This is a genomic window from Streptomyces sp. NPDC079020 (assembly GCF_044542225.1).
Taxonomy (GTDB): domain Bacteria; phylum Actinomycetota; class Actinomycetes; order Streptomycetales; family Streptomycetaceae; genus Streptomyces.
In genome coordinates this window covers 18,923-41,012 of sequence record NZ_JBITUB010000008.1, presented here as the reverse complement: position 1 = coordinate 41,012, position 22,090 = coordinate 18,923, and the positions used below count along the sequence as shown (strand labels likewise).

At 71.7% G+C, this 22,090-nt stretch carries 17 protein-coding genes; 7 read left to right on the top strand and 10 right to left on the bottom strand.

Annotated elements, in window-relative coordinates; translation table 11 throughout:
* Nucleotides 1–296 precede the first annotated feature (296 nt).
* From ACIGJO_RS18270 to ACIGJO_RS18240, 7 genes are all read right to left on the bottom strand, one after another.
* The gene (locus ACIGJO_RS18270) at nucleotides 297–1,271 is read right to left on the bottom strand and encodes an N-acetylglucosamine kinase (protein ID WP_399959090.1); all 975 of its coding nucleotides are present in this window, start codon (nucleotides 1,269–1,271) and stop codon (nucleotides 297–299) included.
* On the bottom strand, nucleotides 1,262–2,527 hold the full coding sequence (locus tag ACIGJO_RS18265; protein ID WP_399959088.1) for a 6-phospho-beta-glucosidase: 1,266 nt from the start codon (nucleotides 2,525–2,527) through the stop codon (nucleotides 1,262–1,264). Before ACIGJO_RS18265 ends, ACIGJO_RS18270 begins: the two co-directional genes overlap by 10 nt.
* Before the next feature lie 2 nt (nucleotides 2,528–2,529).
* Entirely contained in the window at nucleotides 2,530–3,426 is an 897-nt protein-coding gene (locus tag ACIGJO_RS18260) for a carbohydrate ABC transporter permease (RefSeq protein ID WP_266930738.1), read from the bottom strand.
* Nucleotides 3,427–3,429: 3 nt separating this feature from the next.
* The gene (locus ACIGJO_RS18255) at nucleotides 3,430–4,371 is read right to left on the bottom strand and encodes a carbohydrate ABC transporter permease (RefSeq protein ID WP_399959086.1); all 942 of its coding nucleotides are present in this window, start codon (nucleotides 4,369–4,371) and stop codon (nucleotides 3,430–3,432) included.
* Between the two features lie 7 nt (nucleotides 4,372–4,378).
* Nucleotides 4,379–5,710 (bottom strand): ABC transporter substrate-binding protein, encoded by a 1,332-nt coding sequence (locus tag ACIGJO_RS18250; protein ID WP_399959084.1) that lies wholly within the window; start codon nucleotides 5,708–5,710, stop codon nucleotides 4,379–4,381.
* Between the two features lie 91 nt (nucleotides 5,711–5,801).
* A complete protein-coding gene (locus tag ACIGJO_RS18245; RefSeq protein ID WP_399959082.1) occupies nucleotides 5,802–7,007 on the bottom strand; it encodes an ROK family protein in 1,206 nt (401 codons plus the stop codon).
* A 197-nt stretch (nucleotides 7,008–7,204) separates the two neighbouring features.
* Nucleotides 7,205–8,269 (bottom strand): mechanosensitive ion channel family protein, encoded by a 1,065-nt coding sequence (locus tag ACIGJO_RS18240; RefSeq protein WP_399959080.1) that lies wholly within the window; start codon nucleotides 8,267–8,269, stop codon nucleotides 7,205–7,207.
* A 318-nt stretch (nucleotides 8,270–8,587) separates the two neighbouring features.
* On the opposite strand from ACIGJO_RS18240, the gene ACIGJO_RS18235 reads away from it, so the two are divergent.
* Nucleotides 8,588–9,124: an HNH endonuclease gene (locus tag ACIGJO_RS18235; protein ID WP_266930731.1), complete on the top strand. Its 537-nt coding sequence runs from the start codon at nucleotides 8,588–8,590 to the stop codon at nucleotides 9,122–9,124.
* Nucleotides 9,125–9,167: 43 nt separating this feature from the next.
* On the opposite strand, the gene ACIGJO_RS18230 is transcribed toward ACIGJO_RS18235, so the two are convergent.
* Nucleotides 9,168–12,161 (bottom strand): beta-N-acetylglucosaminidase domain-containing protein, encoded by a 2,994-nt coding sequence (locus ACIGJO_RS18230; protein WP_399959077.1) that lies wholly within the window; start codon nucleotides 12,159–12,161, stop codon nucleotides 9,168–9,170.
* Between the two features lie 296 nt (nucleotides 12,162–12,457).
* On the opposite strand from ACIGJO_RS18230, the gene ACIGJO_RS18225 reads away from it, so the two are divergent.
* The 6 genes from ACIGJO_RS18225 to ACIGJO_RS18200 all read left to right on the top strand — a co-directional run bounded on the left by ACIGJO_RS18225 (nucleotide 12,458) and on the right by ACIGJO_RS18200 (nucleotide 18,027).
* A complete protein-coding gene (locus tag ACIGJO_RS18225) occupies nucleotides 12,458–12,793 on the top strand; it encodes a hypothetical protein (protein WP_399959075.1) in 336 nt (111 codons plus the stop codon).
* On the top strand, nucleotides 12,794–15,007 hold the full coding sequence (malQ, locus tag ACIGJO_RS18220) for a 4-alpha-glucanotransferase (protein ID WP_399959073.1): 2,214 nt from the start codon (nucleotides 12,794–12,796) through the stop codon (nucleotides 15,005–15,007). It abuts the gene before it with no gap.
* A gap of 20 nt (nucleotides 15,008–15,027) precedes the next feature.
* Complete coding sequence (locus tag ACIGJO_RS18215; RefSeq protein WP_399959071.1) at nucleotides 15,028–15,258, top strand: hypothetical protein; 231 nt, start codon at nucleotides 15,028–15,030, stop codon at nucleotides 15,256–15,258.
* 102 nt (nucleotides 15,259–15,360) lie between these two features.
* Complete coding sequence (locus ACIGJO_RS18210; RefSeq protein WP_399959069.1) at nucleotides 15,361–16,287, top strand: LysR substrate-binding domain-containing protein; 927 nt, start codon at nucleotides 15,361–15,363, stop codon at nucleotides 16,285–16,287.
* A 63-nt stretch (nucleotides 16,288–16,350) separates the two neighbouring features.
* Nucleotides 16,351–17,499 carry an allantoicase gene (alc, locus tag ACIGJO_RS18205; RefSeq protein ID WP_399959067.1) on the top strand — a complete coding sequence of 383 codons (1,149 nt, stop codon included), beginning with the start codon at nucleotides 16,351–16,353 and terminating at the stop codon, nucleotides 17,497–17,499.
* A gap of 66 nt (nucleotides 17,500–17,565) precedes the next feature.
* Nucleotides 17,566–18,027 carry a hypothetical protein gene (locus ACIGJO_RS18200; RefSeq protein WP_399959065.1) on the top strand — a complete coding sequence of 154 codons (462 nt, stop codon included), beginning with the start codon at nucleotides 17,566–17,568 and terminating at the stop codon, nucleotides 18,025–18,027.
* A gap of 70 nt (nucleotides 18,028–18,097) precedes the next feature.
* Here the strand turns inward: ACIGJO_RS18200 and pepN are convergent, their stop codons facing one another.
* Nucleotides 18,098–20,668 (bottom strand): aminopeptidase N, encoded by a 2,571-nt coding sequence (gene pepN / locus ACIGJO_RS18195; RefSeq protein ID WP_399959063.1) that lies wholly within the window; start codon nucleotides 20,666–20,668, stop codon nucleotides 18,098–18,100.
* Nucleotides 20,669–20,879: 211 nt separating this feature from the next.
* The gene (locus tag ACIGJO_RS18190) at nucleotides 20,880–21,908 is read right to left on the bottom strand and encodes an aspartate-semialdehyde dehydrogenase (protein ID WP_399959060.1); all 1,029 of its coding nucleotides are present in this window, start codon (nucleotides 21,906–21,908) and stop codon (nucleotides 20,880–20,882) included.
* Between the last annotated feature and the right edge of the window lie 182 nt (nucleotides 21,909–22,090).

Sequence of the window (22,090 nt, the reverse complement as noted above, 5' to 3'; positions counted from 1 at the left end):
CCGGCCGGTCGGGGAACTGGTACCCGGCCAGAAGTATGGCCGCAGGGAACGGAGTCCACATGACGAACGCCTGGATCCCGCATCGGTCCCCGCATTCGATCAGGGCGAGCGCAGTCGATCAAGACGACCACCGTAACAAGCCCCGAACATCCTCATGAGCGATGCCGGAGCATCCCCGCGCGAACCAATCCCCCCATCAGGAACACGTCCCCGGCCGATGATCGGTTCCCTCGGAGCAGTGGGGGCGTCCCCCGGCGCGAACGCTGGGAGACGCCCCCACGGGAGTGCTCAGTGTGTCAGGCGTACTGGGCGCGCAGCCTCCGGTGCACCTCGGGCGCCGCACCCACATGGTCGAGACCCAGCAGCGCGGCCCCCAGGACCGGCGGCTGCGACACCACCCGGACCACCGCCTTGGGGGCGCGGGCCGCGAGGAGCCGGGCGATCCCGTCGTCCAGCTGGGGGTGGCGTGCGGCCAGCACACTGCCGCCCAGGACGACCGGTGCCTCCTCGTCCAGCAGACCGAGACGGCCCAGCGCGACCGAGGCCATCGCGACCACCTCCTCCGCCAGCCGGTTCACCACGGAGCCCGCCACCGGGTCACCGGCCGCGCTCGTGGCGAACAGCACCGGGGTGAGCTCATGGCGCCGCTCGTACGGGACCTGCCCCCGGTGCAGCGCCTCGATCAGCGCGTACATCGTGTCGAGCCCGAAGTGGGCGGGCAGCGTACGGACCAGCTCCGTGGGCTCACCGCGGCCGTCCTCGGCCCGCGCGGCGAACCACATGGCCTCCTCCGCGATCCCCGAGCCGCCGCCCCAGTCACCGGAGATCCGGCCTATCGCGGGGAAGCGGGCGGTGCGCCCGTCCGGCACCATGCCGACACAGTTGATCCCGGCACCGCAGACCACGGCCACGCCGCGGGGCTCGTCCACCCCGGCCCGCAGTATCGCGAAGGTGTCGTTGCGCACCTCCACCGTGCCGGCCCAGCCGCGGGCGAGCAGAGCCTCGGTCAGCTCCGCCTCCTCGACCGGCAGATCGGCGTTGGCCAGGCACGCGGAGACATGCCCGATGTTCCCGACGGCCCCGCCGGCCGCCGCGACCGCCCGGTCCAGAATTTCGGACACCACGTCGAGCGCGGCGGCCACCCCGACGGCGGGTGGCTGGAAGCCGCCGCCGCGCGCCGTGCCCAGCACGCTCCCGTCCTCGCCGATCAGCGCCACATCGGTCTTGCTGTTTCCCGCGTCGATGGCGACGACGGAGACATTCACGCCCACGCGAGGTGCTCCCGGTTGTGGGCGATCAGCCGGTCGGTGAGGCCCTCGGCGTACTCGTACTGCCCGACCAGCGGGTGCGAGAGCAGCGCCTTGAAGACCCGGTCCCGGCCGCCGCGCAGCGCCGCCTCCAGGGCGAGGTCCTCGTACGCCGTGACGTTGGCGATGAGACCGGCGTACAGCGGGTCCAGCGTCGGGACGGCCAGCGGGGTGGCGCCGGTGGCGTCGATCCGGGCCTGCACCTCGATCACCGCGTCGTCCGCGAGGAACGGCAGCGTCCCGTTGTTGTACGTGTTGACGACCTGCACCGCGGAACCGGTGCCGCCGAGCAGCGAGGCCGCCAGGTCCACGGCCGCCTCCGAGTAGAAGGCGCCGCCGCGCTTGCCGAGCAGCGCGGGCTTCTCGTCCAGCGCCGGGTCCCCGTACATCTCCAGGAGTTCCTTCTCCATCGCCGCGACCTCGGCGGCCCGGGACGGCTTGGTGCCGAGCTCCCGGACGACCTCGTCGTGCGAGTAGAAGTACCGCAGGTAGTACGAGGGGACGACGCCGAGCCGGTCCACGACCGCACGCGGCATCCGCAGGTCGTCCGCGATGGTGTCGCCGTGCTCCGCGAGCAGCTTCGGCAGGACGTTCTCGCCCTCGGGGCCGCCCAGGCGCACCCCGAGCTCCCAGGTCAGGTGGTTCAGCCCGACGTGGTCCAGGTGGACCTCGCCCGGGGTGACGTCGAGCAGCCCGGCGAACTTGCGCTGGAAGCCGATGGCCACGTTGCACAGGCCGACGGCCTTGTGACCGGCCGTCAGGAGCGCCCGGGTGACGATGCCGACCGGGTTGGTGAAGTCGATGATCCAGGCGTTCGGGTTGGAGCGGCGGACCCGCTCGGCGATGTCGAGGACGACCGGCACCGTGCGCAGCGCCTTGGCGAGGCCGCCGGCCCCGGTGGTCTCCTGGCCGACGCAGCCGCACTCCAGCGGCCATGTCTCGTCCTTGTTGCGCGCGGCCTGTCCGCCGACGCGCAGCTGGAGCAGGACCGCGTCGGCGTCGGCGACGCCCGCGTCCAGGTCGGAGGTCGTGGTGATCCTCCCCGGGTGGCCCTGCTTGGCGAAGATCCGCCGGGCGAGTCCGCCGATCAGTTCCAGCCGGTCGGCCGCCGGGTCGATGAGCACGAGCTCCTCGACCGGCAGGGTGTCGCGCAGCCGTGCGAAGCCGTCGATCAGTTCAGGGGTGTAGGTGGACCCGCCACCAACTACTGCGAGCTTCATGGTCAGCCCTTTACTCCGGTCAGTGTGACGCCTTCGACGAATGCCTTCTGGGCAAAGAAGAAGACGGCGATCACAGGGGCCATGACCAGTACGGTCGCGGCCATGGTCAGATTCCAGTCGGTGTGGTGCGCTCCCTTGAAGGACTCCAGGCCGTAGCTGAGCGTCCAGGCGGCCGGGTTCTCGGAGGCGTAGATCTGCGGGCCGAAGTAGTCGTTCCAGGCGGCGAAGAACTGGAACAGGGCGATCGCCGCGATGCCGGGCTTGGCCATCGGCAGAACGACCCTGATCAGCGTGCGGAATTCGCCGCAGCCGTCGACCTTGGCCGCATCGAGGTACTCGTTGGGGATGGTCAGGAGGAACTGCCGCAGCAGGAAGATGGAGAACGCGTCACCGAAGGCCATCGGGATGATCAGCGGCCAGAGCGTGCCGGACAGGTCCAGCTGCTTCGCCCAGAACAGGTACATCGGGATGATGACGACCTGCGGCGGCAGCATCATCATCGAGATGACGAGCATCAGCGACAGCTTGCGGCCGCGGAAGCGGAACTTGGCGAGCGCGTACGCCACGGGTACGGACGACACCACCGTCAGCACGGTGCCGACCCCCGCGTACAGCAGGGTGTTGCGCCACCAGGTCAGGAAGCCCGGGGTGTTGAATACCCGCTTGTAGTTGTCCCACTCCCAGGTGTTCGGGGTGAGGTCGCGGGTCAGCGCCTGCTGGTCGCTCATCAGCGAGGTCAGCACGACGAAGACGAACGGCAGCACGAAGAAGAGCGCGGCCGCGATGCCCAGCGAGTGGACGGCGATCCAGTGCAGCAGCGCCTTGCGGCGTGCCACCCGCTCGGCGGGCGTCGGCTCGTCGGCCACCGGGGCCGCGGGCTTGTCGAGGAGTTGGGTCATGACTCAGTCACCGGCCTGGAGAAGGTTGTTGCGGCCCCGCATCAGCAGCGCGGTGAAGGTCATGGCCAGGGCGAACAGGACGAGGGCCACGACACAGGCGGAGCCGTAGTCGAAGCGCTGGAAGCCGAGGTTGTAGACGAGCTGCGGAAGCGTCAGTGTCGACTTGTCGGGATAGCCCGGCTCGAAGGACTGGCCGGAGCCGCCGATGATGCCGGAGGCGACCTTCCCCGCGACCAGGGGCTGTGTGTAGTACTGCATGGCCTGGATCACTCCGGTGACCACGGCGAACATCACGATCGGCGAGATGTTCGGCAGCGTCACGAAGCGGAACGTCTGCCAGGGCGAGGCGCCGTCGAGCTCGGCGGCCTCGTACTGCTCGGTCGGCACGTCGAGCAGGGCGGCCATGAAGATGACCATCAGGTCGCCGATGCCCCAGACCGCGAGCATGGTGAGCGCCGGCTTGGACCAGGTGGCGTCGTTGAACCACCCGGGCGTCGGCAGGCCCAGGTCCCCGAGGATCGAGTTGACCGGCCCCGTACCCGGGTTGAGCAGGAAGACGAAGGCCAGCGTCGCGGCGACCGGCGGCGCGAGGTAGGGCAGGTAGAAGAGGGTGCGGAAGACTCCCGTACCCGTCTTGATCTTGGTGATCAGCAGGCCGACGCCCAGGCCGAAGACGACCCGGCAGGTGACCATGACGAGCACCAGCCAGAGCGTGTTGCGCAGCGACGGCCAGAACATGGGGTAGTCCTGGAAGACATACGTCCAGTTCGTGAGGCCGTTGAAGACCGGCGCGCCGAAACCGTCGTACTCCATGAAGGAGAAGTAGACGGTCGAGACCATCGGGTACGCGAAGAAGACGGTGAACCCGATCAGCCACGGTGACATGAAGGCCGCTGTCCGAAGGGCCGACCTGCGGCGCTTGGAGCGGAGAGTATGCGTCGTCATCGTGGGGCTACTTGGCCTTGGCGATGTCGGTGTCGATCTGCTCGGCGGTCTTCTCCAGACCGGCCGTCAGGTCCTTCACCGAGCCCTTCTCGTACTGGTAGCCGAAGTCCTGGATGGTCTGCTGGTACGTCGAGCCGTTGATGGCCCCGTCCGGGGTGTTGGACCCGGGGTGCTGGGCGATGTCCAGGAAGGTCTTGAAGCGCGGGTCGAACTTCAGGTCGGGGGAGTTCAGCGCGGCGAAGGTGGAGGGCACGTTGCGGATCCCGTTGGCGAAGTCGACGACAGCCTTCGTGTCGCTGGTCATGAACTTGACCAGCTCCCAGGCGGCGTTCTGCTTCTTGCTGGCCGGGGCGATGCCCATGATCGTGCCGGAGAGGAAGCCCTTGCCGTAGCTGTCGGCCTCGTCGTCGGCGACGGGCATCGGCGCGACACCGATCTCGAACGGCACCTTGGCGTCCACGGCCATGCCCAGGCGCCACTCGCCGTCCAGCTGCATGGCGACCTGACCGGTGTGGAACGGGTGCTTGGAGCCCCACTCGTCACCGAAGGTGCCGCGGTACTTCTCCAGCTTCTGGTAGCCGCCGAGGTCGTCGACCAGCTTCTTCTGGTACGTGAACATCTTGGCGAACGCCGGGTCCTTGGCGACGTTGGACGTGCCGTTCTTGTCGAAGTACTTGTGGTCCCACGAGGACATGTAGTGGTCGGCGACCGTCTCGTAACCGTGGAAGGTCGGCATGAAGCCGAGCTGCTGGTAGCTGTCACCCTTGTCGATGGTCAGCCTCTTCGCGACGCTTGCCAGCTCCGACATCGTCTGCGGCGGCTTGGCGATCCCGGCCTTCTCGAAGGCGTCCTTGTTGTAGTACAGCCCGTACGCGTCGGCGAGCAGCGGCAGCGCGCAGCGCTTGCCCTCGAACTGCGTGTAGTCCAGCAGGACCTTCGGGAAGGTCTTCTCCAGGTTGAGCTGCGACTTCTCGATGAAGGGCTTCAGATCGGCGAAGGCGCCGGACGAGCAGAACTTGCCGACATTGGCCGTGGTGAAGGACGACACCACGTCGGGCCCCTTCGAACCGCCCGCGCGCAGCGACTGGTTGAGCTTGTCGTCATTGATGTTGCCGACGACGTGGACCTTGATGTTCGGGTGGGCCTTCTCGAACCGGTCGACGTTGTCCTGGACCGCCTTGACCTCGGCGGGCGCGCTCCAGCCGTGCCAGAAGTTGATCGAGGTCTTCGCGTTCGGGTCGTCGCTCGCGGCGGACTCGGACTGGCCGGTACACGAGGTGGCGAGGACCGAGATCGCCGCGACGGCGACAGCGGTGATGGTCAGACGGCTTGTGCGCATGACGGAACTCCCAGGGACAGGGATAGGGGCAGGGGATGGAGGCAGGGGAGAAGCGGTACGAGGGGTGTGGCGGTGAGGCGGTGTGCGGGACTCAGCGAGAGGTGTCGAACACTTCGTCGCGGGTGTCGGCGAGGGCCCTTTCCAGGGCGCCGCGCAGGACCGGATGCCGGTGGATCTCGCCGAGGACGAGACGGGGCCGGGAAGCCGCGAGCTCGGCGAGCTCGGACTGGATCAGGGACCGCAGGAGTTCACCGCCCGAGGAGACCAGCTCGCCGGAGAGCACGATCAGCCCGGGGTCGAGGACGGCGGTGACGGAGGCGAGACCGGTGGCGAGCCGCTGGGCGTACTGGCGCAGCAGCTCGGTCAGCGGCCCGTCCTGCTCGTACGCGGCGGTGGCCCGCACCAGCAGGGCCGCGGCAACCTCGGGATAGGGCTGCTGCGGGGTGTCGATGCCGAGCGACCTCGCGAGCCGCGGCAGCGCCTGGGCGCCCGCCAGCTCCTGGAAGCCGCCGCTGTTGGCCTTCACGACCTGGCGTACGAGCGGAGTGCCCGGCACCGGGAGGAAACCGACCTCGCCCGCACCGCCGGTGAAGCCGCGGTGCAGCCGTCCGTTGATGACGAGGGCGGCGCCGAGGCCCTCCTCGTTCCACAGCAGGACGAAGTCCTCGTCGCCGCGGGCCGCGCCGAGCCGCTGCTCCGCCACGGCGACCAGGTTCACGTCGTTCTCGTACTCCACCGGCATCGGCAGGAACGCGGCCAGCTCGTCCAGCAGGGTGGGGGAGTGCCAGCCGGGCAGATGCGAGGCGTACCGCAGGCGTCCGGTACCGGGGTCGAAGGCACCCGGCGTGCCGATGACGACCCGGTGCACATCGGCGCGGGTCAGCCCGGCGTCCTTGACCGCGCCGTCCAGCGCGTCGGCGACCTGCCGCACCACGCTGGCGGCGCGCCGGCCTGGGGTGCGCAGCTCGAACTCGCCGACGGTCCCACCGGTCACATCGGCGACCGCGGCGACGATCCGCTGGGCGTTCACATCGAGCCCGGCCACATGGGCGGCCCGCGCGTTCACCGTGTACAGCTGCGCGTTGGGCCCGGGGCGCCCCTCGCTGGTGCCGGTGGCCACGACCAGACCGGCCGACTCCAGCCGGGCCAGCAGCTGGGAGGCGGTGGGCTTGGACAGGCCGGTCAGCTTCCCGATCCTCGTCCGGGAGAGCGGGCCGTGCTCCAGCAGCAGGTCGAGGGCGGCCCGGTCGTTCATCGCGCGCAGGACACGTGGCGTACCCGGTGTGGTCCCCGCCATGATCGATGCACCCGCCCTCTGTTAGGAAACTTTCCTATTCGGTGAGAGGACGGTATGGCGCAGGTCACCGCACCGTCAATGGTTCACACCCCTGTGGCAACCAAAGCGTTACCTGAAGGGTGGCGTACCCGCCCGACGCCGGAGGGGCGCCCCGCGATCAGTCGCGGAGCGCCCCTCACCGTTCACCCGGACGGGTCCTACTTCGTGATGTTCGGCGGTGCGATCGGTGTCGCCGCCAGCGACTGCGGGGAGGTGGAGGAGGCGTACGCCGACGGGGCGGCCATCTGGGCCGTCGGGTCCGGGGCCGGAGCGCCGTCCGCCTGGACGGGCAGGGTCCCGATCATCCGGATGCCCGCCTCGTCCAGGGACCGCTTGATCCGCCAGCGCAGCTCGCGCTCCACGCCCAGCGCCTTGCCCGGCATCGTCTTCGCGGTGACCCGGACGGTCATGGAGTCCAGCAGGACGGCGTCCAGGCCCAGCACCTCCACCGGGCCCCACAGCCGTTCCGACCAGGGCTCCTCCTTCGCCATGGTGCCGGCGGCGGTGGTGATCGCCGCACGGACCTCCTCCAGGTCCTCGGTGGGTCGCACGGTCACATCCACACCGGCCGTGGACCAGCCCTGGCTGAGGTTGCCGATCCGCTTGACCTCGCCGTTGCGGACGTACCAGATCTCGCCGTTGTCGCCGCGCAGTTTGGTGACCCGCAGACCCACCTCGATGACCTCACCGGAGGCGACGCCCGCGTCGATGGTGTCCCCGACGCCGTACTGGTCCTCCAGGATCATGAAGACCCCGGAGAGGAAGTCGGTGACGAGATTGCGGGCGCCGAAGCCCAGCGCCACCCCGGCCACTCCCGCCGAGGCCAGCAGCGGTGCCAGATTGATCTGGAACGCGCCGAGGATCATCAGGGCGGCCGTGCCCAGGATCAGGAACGAGGTCACCGAGCGCAGCACCGAGCCGATCGCCTCGGAGCGCTGCCGTCTGCGCTCGGCGTTGACCAGCAGGCCGCCCAGCGCGGTGCCCTCCACCGCCTGGGCGCTGCGGTTCATCCGTTCTATGAGGTTGGTCAGGGCACGGCGGATCACATAGCGCAGCACGATCGCGATGGCCGCGATGAGCACGATGCGCAGACCAGTGTTCAGCCAGGTGGACCAGTTCTCCTCGACCCAGCCCGCGGCGTTGCCGGCCTGCTCGGCGGCTTCGTCCAGCGAGCCGCCCGGCCCGGGTGACGGAGCTGCGGCCAAGAGGGCTGACAGGGACACGGTGAGGACCTCCAAGGGGTACGACGGCTGACCAACCACACTAACGAAGCCGGTGGAGCGGATCGTTGCCGTGTTCGCGGGAGAGACACGTCTCACCCGCGCATACCCGTTCTGTGGCCGATCGCACAGTGCCACCGCCCACCCCGGTGAAGCCGCTGTTCCGGTGGGCCGCCGCGGTGCGTCCGGGCGGGTGGAGAGGAAAATCCTCCCGGCCCGTTACCCGTACGTGGTGGCGCTCCGACCAGGCCGGAGGAGAGACTGAGACCGGATCGTCCCGGCGCGAGCCACGCGCCGCCGGCGTACAAGGAGGCATCCACCGTGCCGCACGTCCTGGTTCTCAACGCGTCGTACGAGCCGCTCGGCGTCGTACCGCTCCGCCGCGCGCTCGTCCTCGTGCTCGAAAACAAGGCGATCTGCCTGGAGGAGTCCGGCTCCCTCCTGCGCAGCGCGACCCGTGCCGTACCGGCGCCCAGCGTCGTCCGCCTCAAGCGGTTCGTACGGGTCCCCTACCGGGGGCCCGTTCCACTGACGCGCCGGGCGCTGTTCGCCAGGGACGGTGGACGCTGCATGTACTGCGGCGCCGCCGCGACCAGCGTCGACCATGTCATTCCGCGCAGCCGGGGCGGACAGCACGCCTGGGACAACGTGGTGGCGGCCTGCCGCCGCTGCAACCACGTCAAGGCGGACCGGCATCTGCCCGAGCTCGGCTGGCGGCTGCGCCATGAGCCCGCCCCGCCGACCGGCCTGGCCTGGCGGATCATCGGCACCGGACACCGGGACCCGCGCTGGCTGCCGTATCTGCAACCGTTCGGCGCGGACGACGCGATGGCCCGGATCGACGGCGTTTCCGCCTGAGACCCGGGCCTCCGTCGTCCTGGACGCGTGGTGCGGGCGCGCCTCAGGGGCTGTCCGGAGCGACGGCGTACGCCTCCACCGACCAGAGCGAGTAGCCGTACTCGGTGGCCCGGCCGTCGCCCTGCACCCTGATGAACCGGGTGTCCTTCGCGTCCATCCGCACCGACTCGCGCCCGCCCCTGCCCTCCCGCACGGTGGCCGCCGTACGCCAGCTGCGGCCGTCCGCGGAGACCTGTATCCGGTAGCGGGAGGCGTGGGCGTCCTGCCAGCGCAGCACGACCTGGCCCAGCCGTACGGGCTCCGCCAGCTCGGTCTGCCACCAGGCGCCGTCCTCGACCGGTGAGGACCACCGGGTGGCGGGGTCCCCGTCGGTGGCCGCCGAGGCGGGGAAGTCCGGGGTCTCGTCGCCGGACGAGGACGCCCTGGCCGTACGGGCCAGGTCGGGCCCCGCCGTCCGCGGGTAGGCCCGTACCGTCAGGGTGCTCTCCTCACCTCCGAAGGTGAACGGCACCGCGTACTCGCCGGCCGGGGTGTCCGCCGGGACCGTGATGTCCACGGGGACGTCGGTACGGGAGCCGCGCGGCACCGTCGTCCGCTTCGGGACCCGCACCTCGATGCCCTTGGGGGCCTTCGCGGTGAGCGCGCCGTGCACCTCCTCGGGCCGCTGCCCGGCCAGCCGGGCCGCCACCCGCTGCGGGCCGCCGCCGATCTCCGCGTCCGTCTCGCCGCGTACGAGTTCGAGCTTGGCCGCCGGTTCGTCACCGAACCACGGGATCAGGTTCCGCACCTTCAGGGCGTCCGGGTCCACGCGCGGGGCGGCGGGCAGGGCCGGGCTCATGAAGGCCGGGGGAGTGTTCCGGGCGGCCCGGGGCACGGTGACACGCACCGCGTTCGCCCGCAGCCCCTTCGCCGCCGTCTGGGTCCAGCCGGCCGCCGAGAGCCTGCCCAGGGGGCGCCAGCCCTCGCCCGGCACATGGGCCTCCAGGACGGCGTCGGTGAACCCGCCGCCCGGCTCCGTCATCGTGGTCACGGCCTCGACGGGACGGGCCCGGTCGAGCCGGACGGTGTAGCTGTGCGCATCCTTGGTGACCGTCCCGGCCGTGCGGTCGGCACCGTTCCAGCCGTCGGCGGCCTTGCGGGCCCGGTCCAGGAAGGGGCCCAGCACCCCCTTGCCGACCGTCGCGCCGCTCGCCGCGATCCGCTCGCGCAGGGGCTCCAGGGCCAGCTGCGCCCGCCAGGCGGCCGCCCCGTCCCCGCGCGCCTGCGCCTGGAGCAGATCGACGGCCAGCTCGCCCGCCTCGCCGTACCGGGCCAGCTGCTCGGTCCACGGCCGCACTTCCTCGTCCAGCCGCCCGTCCGCCGGGGCCTTCAGCCGCTCGGGGGCCTCCCGCATCACGGAGAAGGCCGCCCGCAGCTCGCGCGCCGCGTCGTCGCGCACCGCCGCGTCCGCCGCACGGGACTTCCAGAACGCGGCGAGCAGCGGCTGGAGATAGGCGGACTCGTCGCCGCCGAGCACGGAGGCCGCGCTGTTGCCCGCGAGGGCCCGCAGCGCGTCCCGGGTCCGGGCGTCCCCGCCCGCCAGGTCGTCGATCGCCGCGTGCCAGGACTCCTGCGGCCGGTACCCCTTCGGGTTCCAGGCGAAGTCGGCGGCGGTGAACAGCGGGATGCGGGAGGCGGACGCCTGTTCCATCGCGTTGGCGAGCAGCGCGGCCGAACCGCTCGCCACCGCCGGTTCCCGGCCGGTGTACGGGCCCAGGAAGATCCGGTCCTGCGCGTAGTCGTTGACCGGGTAGTTGTCCATGGTGACCAGGGGGTGCCGGAACGCGGCACGGGCCCCGCCCAGTTCCCGCCCGGTGATGGTCCTCGGCACGACCCCGACGCCGGTCCACGCCACCTGTACCCGGTCGTCCAGCTCGGCGGCGAGCGCGGTGCGGTAGTCGGTGGCGCCGTCCTGGTAGAACTCCGTCGGCAGGACCGACAGCGGAGCCGAGCCCGGGTGACGGTCCGCCAGGTGCTGGGCCAGCGCGCCGGCCACCCGGGCCTGCGCCCTGGCCGCCGCCCGGGGGCCGCTGCCGAAGGTCTCCGCGTCCCGGTCGCAGTGCCACTCGCTGTAGCTGACGTCCTGGAACTGCAGCTGGAAGACCCGTACGCCCAGCGCCCACATGGCGTCGGCCTTCCGGGTCAGCGCCCTGATGTCGCTGTCCGACGACATGCACATCGCCTGACCCGGGGAGACCGCCCAGCCGAGCGTCACATGCTCGGCGCGGGCCTTGTCGGCCAGCGCCCGGAAGTCGGCGCGCCCCTCGGCCGGGTACGGGTCGCGCCAGCGGGCCAGCCGGTAGGGGTCGTCGCCCGCCGCGTACAGGTAGCGGTTCTGCTTCGTGCGCCCCATGAACTCGATCTGCGCGAGCCGCTCCTCCCGGGTCCACGGCTGCCCGTAGAAGCCCTCGGCCATCCCGCGTACGGCGGTTCCCGGCCAGTCGCGCACCACGACCCCGGCCACCGACCCGTCCCGCACCAGCTGACGCAGCGTCTGGACGCCGTGGAAGAGGCCGTCCTCGCCGATGCCGTCCAGTGCGACGGTGGAGCGTCCCGCGACCTGGCCGACGGCGATCCGGTAGCCGCCCGTGGGCAGGTCGGCGCGCTCCGGCGCGCGCAGGGTCCGCAGCGCGTCCAGGGCGCCCGCGCCGCCGATCCGGAAGACCGGGCCGCGGCCCGGCAGGGCCTCGTGCAGGGTCCGTACGCCCGCCCGGCGCAGCACGCCGCGCAGCGCGTCCACGGCGTACGGATCGGCGCCCGCGCCCACGACGACGGTGGCCTCGGTGCCGAGCGGCACGGCCTGCCCGGCGGGCTTGATGCTCTGCGGCCGGGGCCAGACGGACGGCAGCCGCGCGCTGTCGGCGCGGTCGGGCGAGGTGGCGGCCCGCTGACCGGGTACGACGGGGGCGGCCGTCGCGGCCGGGGCGACGGCACCGAGGAGCCCGCCGATCACGGCGACGGCGACAGCCGTCGCGTGCCTTCTGCGCCCGAACTGCACGTCGCTCTCCCCTCGTCCCACTGGTGGGCTCCGAGCCCACCACCCGGGGCCGAGGGTGTCAATGTGCGTGGCTGTTCTGTCGGATATGCCCGGAGTGTTGACGGGTGCGGTTCCTGATGACCTGTAGGGGTGGCTCCGACTGGCCGAAAACGCCGCATAGTCGCCGTACGGGGGAACGGAATGTGACCTACGGCACGTCGGGCTCGTTGTCATAACGCCTGCGTCTCGCCCACGTCTGCTCCCGCCGGGGCTGGGTAGGCCTGCTGTGTCCTGTTCTCCACGGCCAGGAGGCCACCATGCCCGCCGCCGCGCAGCTTCTGCTCTCCGCCCTCTCCAAACAGGTCCCCGGACACGTCCACGGACAGGTGACCGTCCCGCCCGGCTCCGCTCCGCTCACCAGTGAACCGCCCCTGGCGGAGGTGGCTCCGCTGATCAGCGGGCCGCCGCTCGCCGATGTCCCCGGGCCGATCGGTGAATCCTCGTTCGCCGACGCCGCACCCCTGACCAGCGAGCCCCCGCTCGCCGACGCCACCCCGCTCACGAGCGAGCCACCGCTCGCCGCCGTCGCCCCTCTGACCAGCGAGCCGACCGCACCCGGCACCGCAGGGGGCATGGAGTTCCCTGGAGTCTGAATGGGCTTGTCCCGGCTCGCCGCACTGCACGGCGTCGCCACCTCCTGCTCCCCGTCCCCGGATGTCACGGTGTCCGTCCCCGACGGCACGGTCACCGCCGTGCTCGCCGCGCTGGGCGTGGACGCCGGCACCCCCGAGGCCGTACGGAAGTCGCTGACGGCCGCCGAATCGGCGGCGGCTTCGCGGCTGCTGCCGCCGACGGTGGTGATCTGGTCCGGCGAACCGCTGCCGCCCGCCCTGACCACGCTGCCGCCCGGCACGACGCTCACCGTCGACCCGGAGTCCGGGCCCGGCCCGGCCGACGGTCCCGCGCCGCAGCCCCTGCTGATGCGGGTGACGCGGGAGGAGGCCCGGCCCACGGACCGCCCGGCCGGCCCGCCCGCCGCGGACCGGCCGGAAGTCCTGCCCGCCCGGGACGGGGCCGAGGAGCTGCCCGCGCCCTCCTGGTGGACCGACCCGCCCCTCGGCGTCCACCGCCTCACCATCCATACGGCCGGCCTCGCGCGGGCCACCGCCACGCTCGTCGTCGCCCCGCCCCGCGCCCCGCAGCCGCCCGCCCGCACCCACGGCTTCCTCGTCCAGCTCTACTCCCTGCTCTCCGCGCGCTCCTGGGGCATGGGCGACCTCGGCGACCTGGCCGACCTCGCCGCCTGGTCCGGGCGGACCCTCGGCAGCGGCTTCGTCCAGGTGAACCCGCTCCACACGGCCGTACCGGGCAGCCCCACCGACCCGTCCCCCTACCGCCCCTCCTCGCGCCGCTTCCCCGACCCCGTCCACCTGCGCGTCGAGTCGATCCCCGAATACGGCCTCGTCCAGGACCGGACCACCCTGGACGACCTCCGCCAGGACGCCGCGTCCCTGCGCGAGGCCGTGCTGAACAAGGGCGAGCTGATCGACCGGGACGCCGTCGGCGAGCTCAAGCGGCAGGCCCTGGAGCTCATCCACGAGGTGCCGCTGACCCCCGGCCGGCGGGCCGCCTACTGCGACTTCCTGGCCGAGCACGGACAGGCCCTGGAGGACCACGCCCTGTGGTGCGCCCTCGCCGAGGTGCACGGCCCCGACTGGCACACCTGGCCCGCCGGGCTGCGCGACCCCCGCTCGCGCGAGACCGCCCACGCCCGCACCGGGCTGCTGGACCGGGTCGACTTCCACTGCCGGCTCGTCTGGCTGACCGCCACTCAGCTCGCCGACGCCCAGCGCGCCGCCGAGGACGCCGGGATGGGCATCGGGATCGTCCACGACCTGGCCGTCGGAGTGCACCCCCGAGGCGCCGACGCCTGGGCCCAGCAGGACATCCTCGCCCGCGGGATGTCCATCGGCGCGCCCCCCGACGCCTTCAACGCGCGCGGCCAGGACTGGGGGCTGCCCCCGTGGCGCCCCGATGCCCTCGCCGCCACCGGATACGCCGCCTACCGCGGCCTGCTGCGCGGGCTGCTGCGCCACGCGGGCGCCCTGCGCATCGACCATGTGATGGGCCTCTTCCGGCTCTGGTGGGTTCCCGAGGGCCGCCCGCCCACCGAGGGCACCTATGTCGCCCAGGACGCCGAGGCGATGCTCGCCGTCCTCGTCCTGGAGGCGCACCGGGCCGGGACCGTCCTGGTGGGGGAGGACCTGGGCACCGTCGAACCGGGCGTGCGCGAGGCACTCGCCCTGCGGGGCGTGCTCGGCACCTCCGTGCTCTGGTTCGAGCGCGACTGGAACGGCACGGGCCGGCCGCTCCCGCCGGAGAGATGGCGCCGGGACTGCCTGGCCACGGCCACCACCCACGACCTGCCGTCCACCGCGGCCCGGCTGACCGGCGACCATGTGCGGCTGCGGCACCGGCTCGGCCTGCTCACCCGCCCCCTGGAGCAGGAGCTGACCGAGGACGCCACCGGCACCGCCGAGTGGCTGGCCCACCTCGCCCGGCTCCGGCTGCTGCCCGAGGGCGAGGGACAGGAGGAGGCCGCCGTCCGGGCCGTCCACCGCTTCCTGCTGAGCACCCCCGCCCGCATGGTCGGCGTCTGGCTGCCCGACACGGTCGGCGACCGCCGCCCGCAGAACCTCCCCGGCACCTGGGACCAGTACCCCAACTGGCGGCTGCCCGTGGCCGACGCCGAAGGGCACCCCGTCACCCTGGAGGAACTGGCCCACTCGCCCCGACTGCACGGCCTGATGGACGTTCTGAGGCCCCGAAAGGGTCATACGGCACCCCCGGGCGCGCGACGCTCCTAGGCGTTCGCTACGTTTGCACCGTGGACAAGAAGAACGCTATGCGCGCCGGCGCCGTCGCGGCCGGTACGACGCTGATGATGCTGCTCATGTCGTCCCCGGCGCTCGCGCTCACCCGCGATGACGGCGACGACCCGGGCCCCGGCCTGAGCGCGATGGAGACCATCGGCCTCTATGTCGTGGCGCCCATCGCCCTGTTCGTGGTGATCACGGGCCTGGTCATGGTGCTGGACAAGTCCAAGAAGCAGGCCTGAGCACTGCCGTAAACCCTGACGGGTGCGCCGCCGGTACGAGCTGCCGTGCGGCGCTTCCGTGCGCCCGGACACCGGGGCCGCCCCGCCCGGTAGGTTGCGCCCATGACCGAGTGGGACGTCAAGAAGCTCCGCATCCTGCGCACCCTGCGTGACCGGGGCACGGTGACCGCGACCGCCGAGGCATTGCGTATGACCCCGTCCGCGGTCTCCCAGCAGCTCACCAATCTGGCCGGACAGCTCGGTGTGCCGCTCCTGGAGGCCCAGGGGCGCCGGGTCCGCCTCACCGACGCCGCCCACCTCGTGCTGCGCCACGCCGAGGCGGTCTTCGCCGAACTGGAGCGCGCCGACGCCGGACTGGCCGGCTATCTGCGCGGTGAGGCGGGCGAGGTCAGGGTCGGCGCGTTCTCCACCGCCGTGCCCGCCCTCGTCGTCCCGGCCGTCCGGCTCCTGCGCGCCGAGGACCGCCCGGCGCCGGACGTACGGGTCCGGGAGGCCGAGGCGGCGCAGGCGTACGAGCTGCTCACCTCCGGCGACGTGGACCTGGCCCTCTCCCTCGCCGCGCACGCCCCGACGGCGCGCGATTCCCGCTTCGCCCTGCTGCCCCTGCTGGCCGACCCCCTGGACGTGGCCCTCCCGGCGGACCACCGGCTGGCCCGCGCCCCCGCCCTCCGGCTGGCGGACCTGGCCGGTGACCCGTGGATCTTCGGCGGCTCGGGGCCCTGGTCGCAGATCACGACGGCGGCGTGCGAGGCCGCGGGCTTCGTGCCGGAGCAGGCACACAGCGCCGCGGGCTGGACGGCGATCCTCTCCCTGGTCGAGGCGGGCATGGGCATCGCGCTGATTCCCCGCATGGCCTCGCGGGAGCGCAGGGAGCGCAGGGAGCGCCGGGAGGGCGTGGTGCTGCGGGTCCTGGAGGCGGACCGGCCCCGGCGGCATGTGGTGGCGGCGGTACGGCAGGGGGCGGAAGGGGGCCCGGCCGTGGCGCGGGTGCTGGAGGCCCTCGTCCGGGCCGCCCGATCGTTCAGCTGAGCTGAACATCATCTGCGAAAACTTTCGATGGACCTGATGGATTCGGCGTAGGACAGTCGGCCCATGAGCTTCGACGCGAGCGAGACCGCATTCCAGGACACCGATCCCCATGCCCGTGACGCGGCCCCCTACGGCGGCGGCGACCCGTACGCCGACTACCGCACCGCCGACGACCTCCCCTTCACCGACCTCGTCGACCTCGCCGACCGCCGCCTCGGCGCGGGCGTGATCGCCGCCAACGACGAGTTCTTCGCCGAGCGCGAGAACCTCCTGATCCGCGAGCCGGCCGTCTTCGACCCCGAGCGCTTCGGGCACAAGGGCAAGATCATGGACGGCTGGGAGACCCGCCGCCGGCGCGGTGCCGACGCGGCCCACCCCTTCCCCGCCCCCGGGGATCACGACTGGGCCGTCGTCCGGCTCGGCGCCCCCGGCATCGTCCGCGGCATCGTCGTGGACACCGCCCACTTCCGCGGCAACTACCCGCAGCGCGTATCGGTCCAGGCCACCGCGGTCGAGGGCGCGCCCGGCCCCGCCGAGCTGCTGGCCGACGACGTGAAGTGGGAGGAGATCGTCCCGCCGTCCCCCGTACGCGGCCACGCCGCCAACGCCTTCGAGGTCACCGACGGCCGCCGCTACACCCACATCCGCCTCTGCCAGCACCCCGACGGCGGCATCGCCCGCCTCCGTGTGCACGGCGAGGTGATCCCCGACCCGGCCTGGCTCGCCGCACTCGGCACCGTCGACCTGATCTCGGTCCTGAACGGCGGTACGTACGAGGACGCCTCCGACCGCTTCTACTCCTCGCCCACCCAGATCATCCTGCCCGGCACCTCCCGCAAGATGGACGACGGCTGGGAGAACCGCCGTCGCCGGGTCCGCGACACGAACGACTGGGTCCGCTTCCGGCTGCCCGCCCAGGGCGCGGTGCGGGCGGTCGAGATCGACACCGCCTGCCTCAAGGGCAACGCGGCCGGCTGGATCGCCCTCCACGGCCGCAACGGCGGGACGGGCGAGTGGTTCGAGATCATCCCCCGCACCCGGCTCCAGCCGGACACCCTCCACCGCTTCGTGCTGGGCGCGCGGGCCGTGGTCACCCATGTCCGCCTCGACACCTTCCCCGACGGCGGAGTGGCCAGGATGCGGCTGCACGGCACGCTCACGGAGACCGGTGCGGCCGAACTGACCCGTCGCTACGAGGAGTCGGGCGCCTGATCGCTCGCGGAGGACAGTCGTTAGTCTGCCGTCGGTCCCGTTACTTCGCTTCCCTGGGGATGGCAGATGGCAGAGCTCGTACTGTGCACCGGGCTGGATCCGGACGATCCGGACTCCGTGACGCCCGTGGTGATCGTGGCCGAGGGGAGCACCCCGGCCGAGGACGCCGTCACCCGGCTCGGGGCGTACGGATACGAAGGCGACGACTGCCTCTACATCGTGCAGACGGACGGCTGGGCCGAGCGCCGGCTGGAGGGTGAGCTGCTGACCGTGGACATCGTCGCGTACCCCGCTGTACTGAAGGGGCTGGAGACCGACGCGGACCTCTTCCCCGAACGGTCGGCGGCCGATCCGGAGGCGCTGCGGCTGCTGCGTGTGAGCGCCCGGGTCAGCCCCGGCACCTACGCACGGGCCACGGACATCACCGCCGTACTGACGGCACCCGCCGGGACGCCGGCCGAGGAGGTCGTGGACGAAGCCCGGTCCGGCGAGAGCTGGCCGCTCATCCTGGCACCGCGGCCCGAGTAGCCCGAACGGCCCGGAACCGAAGGGGCGCCCCCCCAGGGAGGCGCCCCTCACGCGTGCGGCGGTCCGGCGACTACGCGGACGCCGCGTCCGCGGCCTGGGCCTTCAGCGCGCGCTCCACGCCCGACCGGGACTCCGACATCAGCCGGCGCAGGGCCGCGCTCGGCTCCGCCGAGGCCAGCCAGGCGTCGGTGGCGTCCAGAGTGGCCTGCGAGACCTGGAGGGCCGGGTAGAGGCCCACCGCGATCTGCTGGGCCATCTCGTGGCTGCGCGAATCCCAGACGTCCTTCACCGAGGCGAAGAACTTCTCCGTGTACGGTGCCAGCAGCTCGCGCTGGTCGGTCTGGACGAAGCCGCCGATCACCGCCTCCTGGAGGGAGTTCGGGAGCTGGTCGGACTCGACGACCGAGGCCCACGCCGCGGCCTTCGCCTCCGCCGAGGGCTGCGCGGCACGGGCGGTCGCGGCGTGGCGCTCGCCCGCCGCCGTCCGGTCACGCTCGTACTCGGCGGCGATCTCCTCCTCGTCCAGCAGACCGGTCGCGGCCAGCCGCTGCACGAACGCCCAGCGCAGCTCGGTGTCGATCGCCAGGCCCTCGACGGTCTCCGAGCCGTTCAGCAGGGCCTGGAGCAGGTCCAGCTGCTGCGGGTTGCGCGCGGTCGCCGCGAAGGCGCGGGCCCACGCCAGCTGGTGGTCGCTGCCCGGCTGCGCCGCCCGCAGGTGGGCCAGTGTGGCGTCCGTCCACTGGATCAGGACGGCCTCACGGGACTCCGGCGCCGCGTACAGGTCCAGAGCCATCTTCACCTGACGGTGCAGCGACTGGACGACGCCGATGTCCGACTCCTTGCCGATGCCGGACAGGACGAGGGAGAGGTAGTCCCGCGTCGCCAGCTCGCCGTCCCGGGTCATGTCCCAGGCGGAGGCCCAGCACAGGGCGCGCGGCAGCGACTCGGTGAAGTCGCCGAGGTGCCCGGTGACGACCCGCAGCGACTCCTCGTCGAGCCGGACCTTCGCGTACGAGAGGTCGTCGTCGTTGAGCAGGATGACGGCCGGGCGGGCCGTGTCCGCCGGGAACGGCACGGCCGTGCGCTCGCCGTCGACGTCCAGCTCGATCCGCCGCGTACGCACCAGCCTGCCGTCCGCGTCGAGGTCGTAGCAGCCGATCGCGATGCGGTGCGGGCGCAGCGTCGGCTCGCCCTTCGCACCGGCGGGCAGGGCGGGAGCCTCCTGGAGGACCGCGAAGGACGTGACGTGGCCGTTCTCGTCCGTCTCGATCTCCGGGCGCAGGATGTTGATCCCCGCCGTCTCCAGCCAGGCCTTCGACCAGGTCTTCAGGTCACGGCCGGAGGTCTCCTCCAGCGCGCCCAGCAGGTCCGACAGGCGCGTGTTGCCGAAGGCGTGCGCCTTGAAGTAGGTCTGCACGCCCTTGAAGAACTCGTCCATGCCGACGTACGCCACGAGCTGCTTCAGGACCGAGGCGCCCTTCGCGTACGTGATCCCGTCGAAGTTGACGAGGACGTCGTCGAGGTCGTTGATCTCCGCCATGATCGGGTGCGTGGAGGGCAGCTGATCCTGCCGGTACGCCCAGGTCTTCATGGAGTTGGCGAACGTGGTCCAGGAGTGCGGCCACTTCGAGCCCTCGGCGTACGCCTGGCAGGCGATCGAGGTGTATGTGGCGAACGACTCGTTCAGCCACAGGTCGTTCCACCACTCCATGGTGACGAGGTCGCCGAACCACATGTGGGCCAGCTCGTGCAGGATGGTCTCGGCCCGCACCTCGTACGCGGCGTCCGTCACCTTCGAGCGGAACACGTACTGGTCGCGGATCGTGACCGCGCCCGCGTTCTCCATCGCGCCCGCGTTGAACTCCGGGACGAAGAGCTGGTCGTACTTGGCGAAGGGGTACGCGTATTCGAACTTCTCCTGGAACCAGTCGAAGCCCTGCCGCGTGACGGCGAAGATCTCGTCCGCGTCGAGGTACTCGGCGAGCGAGGGACGGCAGTAGATGCCGAGCGGGACGGTCTGGCCGTCCTTCTCGTAGCTGCTGTGCACCGAGTGGTACGGGCCGGCGATCAGGGCCGTGATGTACGTCGAGATGCGCGGCGTCGGGTCGAAGGACCAGACGTTGTCCTTCGGCTCGGGCGTCGCCGAGTTCGAGATGACGGTCCAGCCCTCCGGCGCCTTCACGGTGAACCGGAAGGTCGCCTTCAGGTCGGGCTGCTCGAAGCTCGCGAACACCCGGCGCGCGTCGGGCACCTCGAACTGCGTGTACAGGTACGCCTGCTCGTCGACCGGGTCGACGAAGCGGTGCAGACCCTCGCCGGTGTTGGTGTACGCGCAGTCCGCGACGACCTTCAGCTCGTTGGCGCCCGCCAGCAGATGCGGCAGCGCGATCCGTGAGTCACGGAAGACGGCGGCGACGTCGAGCGACTTCCCGTTCAGCTCGACGTCGTGCACCGCCGGGGCGACCAGGTCGATGAAGGACTCGGCACCGGATTCGGCGGAGTCGAAGCGCACGGTGGTGACGGACCTGTAGGTGCCGCCCTCCTGTGCTCCGGAGAGGTCGAGATCGATCTCGTACGCGTCCACGGTCAGCAGGCGCGCCCGCTCCTGTGCCTCTTCGCGGGTCAGATTCGTGCCAGGCACGCGGTCATCTCCTTGGTATGCGACGTTTCCGGCCATCCTTCCACGCGGCACGCACCCAGCGCGATGTCCGATTTCCGCCCGGCACGGACGGCGGCCCGTATCGCCCCGGACCATGCGCGGCTCCGCATACCGATGCGCCCGCATGCGCCGATGGGCGGCCACCGGTACCCGGTGACCGCCCATCGGAGTGAGCGAGGTGAGGCGTGAAGGGTCAGCCCTGGAGCTCGGCCGCCACCAGCTCCGCGATCTGCACGGCGTTCAGCGCCGCGCCCTTGCGGAGGTTGTCGTTGGAGACGAACAGCGCGAGGCCGTGCTCGACGGTCTCGTCGACCCGGATGCGGCCCACGTACGAGGCGTCCTTGCCGGCCGCCTGGAGCGGGGTCGGGATCTCCGAGAGCTCGACGCCCTCCGCGTCCTTCAGCAGCTCGTAGGCGCGCGGGACGCTGATCGGACGGGCGAAACGGGCGTTGACCTGGAGCGAGTGCCCGGAGAAGACCGGGACCCGGACGCAGGTGCCGGACACCTTGAGGCCCGGGATCTCCAGGATCTTGCGGGACTCGTTGCGGAGCTTCTGCTCCTCGTCCGTCTCGTACGAGCCGTCGTCCACGATCGAACCGGCCAGCGGCAGCACATTGAAGGCGATCGGACGCTTGTAGACACCCGGCTGGGGGAAGTCCACGGCCTCGCCGTCATGGGCGAGCCGGTCGGCCTCGGCGGCGACCTTGGCGACCTGGCCGTGCAGCTCGGCGACACCGGCGACACCGGAGCCGGACACCGCCTGGTAGGTGGCGACCGTCAGTGCTTCGAGGCCGGCCTCGGTGTGCAGCGGGCGCAGCACGGGCATCGCGGCCATCGTGGTGCAGTTCGGGTTGGCGATGATCCCCTTGGGCCGGTGGAGCGCCGCGTGCGGGTTGACCTCGGAGACGACCAGCGGGACCTCGGGGTCCATGCGCCAGGCGGACGAGTTGTCGATCACGACGGCGCCCTGGGCGGCGACCTTCCCGGCCAGCGCCTTCGAGGTCGCGCCGCCGGCGGAGAAAAGCACGATGTCCAGGCCCGTGTAGTCGGCCGTCGAGGCGTCCTCGACGGTGATGTCCGTGCCCTGCCACTCGATCGTGGAACCTGCCGAGCGCGCGGAGGCGAACAGCCGCAGCTCGGCGACCGGGAACTTCCGCTCGGCCAGGATCCTGCGCATGACTGTGCCGACCTGACCGGTGGCGCCGACGATTCCGACCTTCACAGGAGCTCCTCTGTACGTTTGTGCGGCCCGCTTGCCGCTCCATGATGCGTATGTCCCTGCCCGCCTTGTCCAATCCATTGTCCGGCCTGCGGAATCCTGGGACACGGACCGGACATTCTGTGGCGTTCCGGCCCCGGAGGGGAAACATCTCCGGGGTCCCGGGACCGGGCGGCGCAGACGTA

Excerpts from the sequence above, each read along its gene's own strand:
- ACIGJO_RS18200 (WP_399959065.1), top strand. The coding sequence starts at position 17,566 with ATGGCAGAGCTCGTACTGTGCACCGGGCTGGATCCGGACGATCCGGAC.
- ACIGJO_RS18265 (WP_399959088.1), bottom strand. The coding sequence starts at position 2,527 with ATGAAGCTCGCAGTAGTTGGTGGCGGGTCCACCTACACCCCTGAACTG.
- ACIGJO_RS18260 (WP_266930738.1), bottom strand. The coding sequence starts at position 3,426 with ATGACCCAACTCCTCGACAAGCCCGCGGCCCCGGTGGCCGACGAGCCG.
- ACIGJO_RS18245 (WP_399959082.1), bottom strand. The coding sequence starts at position 7,007 with ATGGCGGGGACCACACCGGGTACGCCACGTGTCCTGCGCGCGATGAAC.
- alc (WP_399959067.1), top strand. The coding sequence starts at position 16,351 with ATGAGCTTCGACGCGAGCGAGACCGCATTCCAGGACACCGATCCCCAT.
- ACIGJO_RS18225 (WP_399959075.1), top strand. The coding sequence starts at position 12,458 with ATGCCCGCCGCCGCGCAGCTTCTGCTCTCCGCCCTCTCCAAACAGGTC.
- ACIGJO_RS18210 (WP_399959069.1), top strand. The coding sequence starts at position 15,361 with ATGACCGAGTGGGACGTCAAGAAGCTCCGCATCCTGCGCACCCTGCGT.
- ACIGJO_RS18250 (WP_399959084.1), bottom strand. The coding sequence starts at position 5,710 with ATGCGCACAAGCCGTCTGACCATCACCGCTGTCGCCGTCGCGGCGATC.
- ACIGJO_RS18255 (WP_399959086.1), bottom strand. The coding sequence starts at position 4,371 with ATGACGACGCATACTCTCCGCTCCAAGCGCCGCAGGTCGGCCCTTCGG.
- malQ (WP_399959073.1), top strand. The coding sequence starts at position 12,794 with ATGGGCTTGTCCCGGCTCGCCGCACTGCACGGCGTCGCCACCTCCTGC.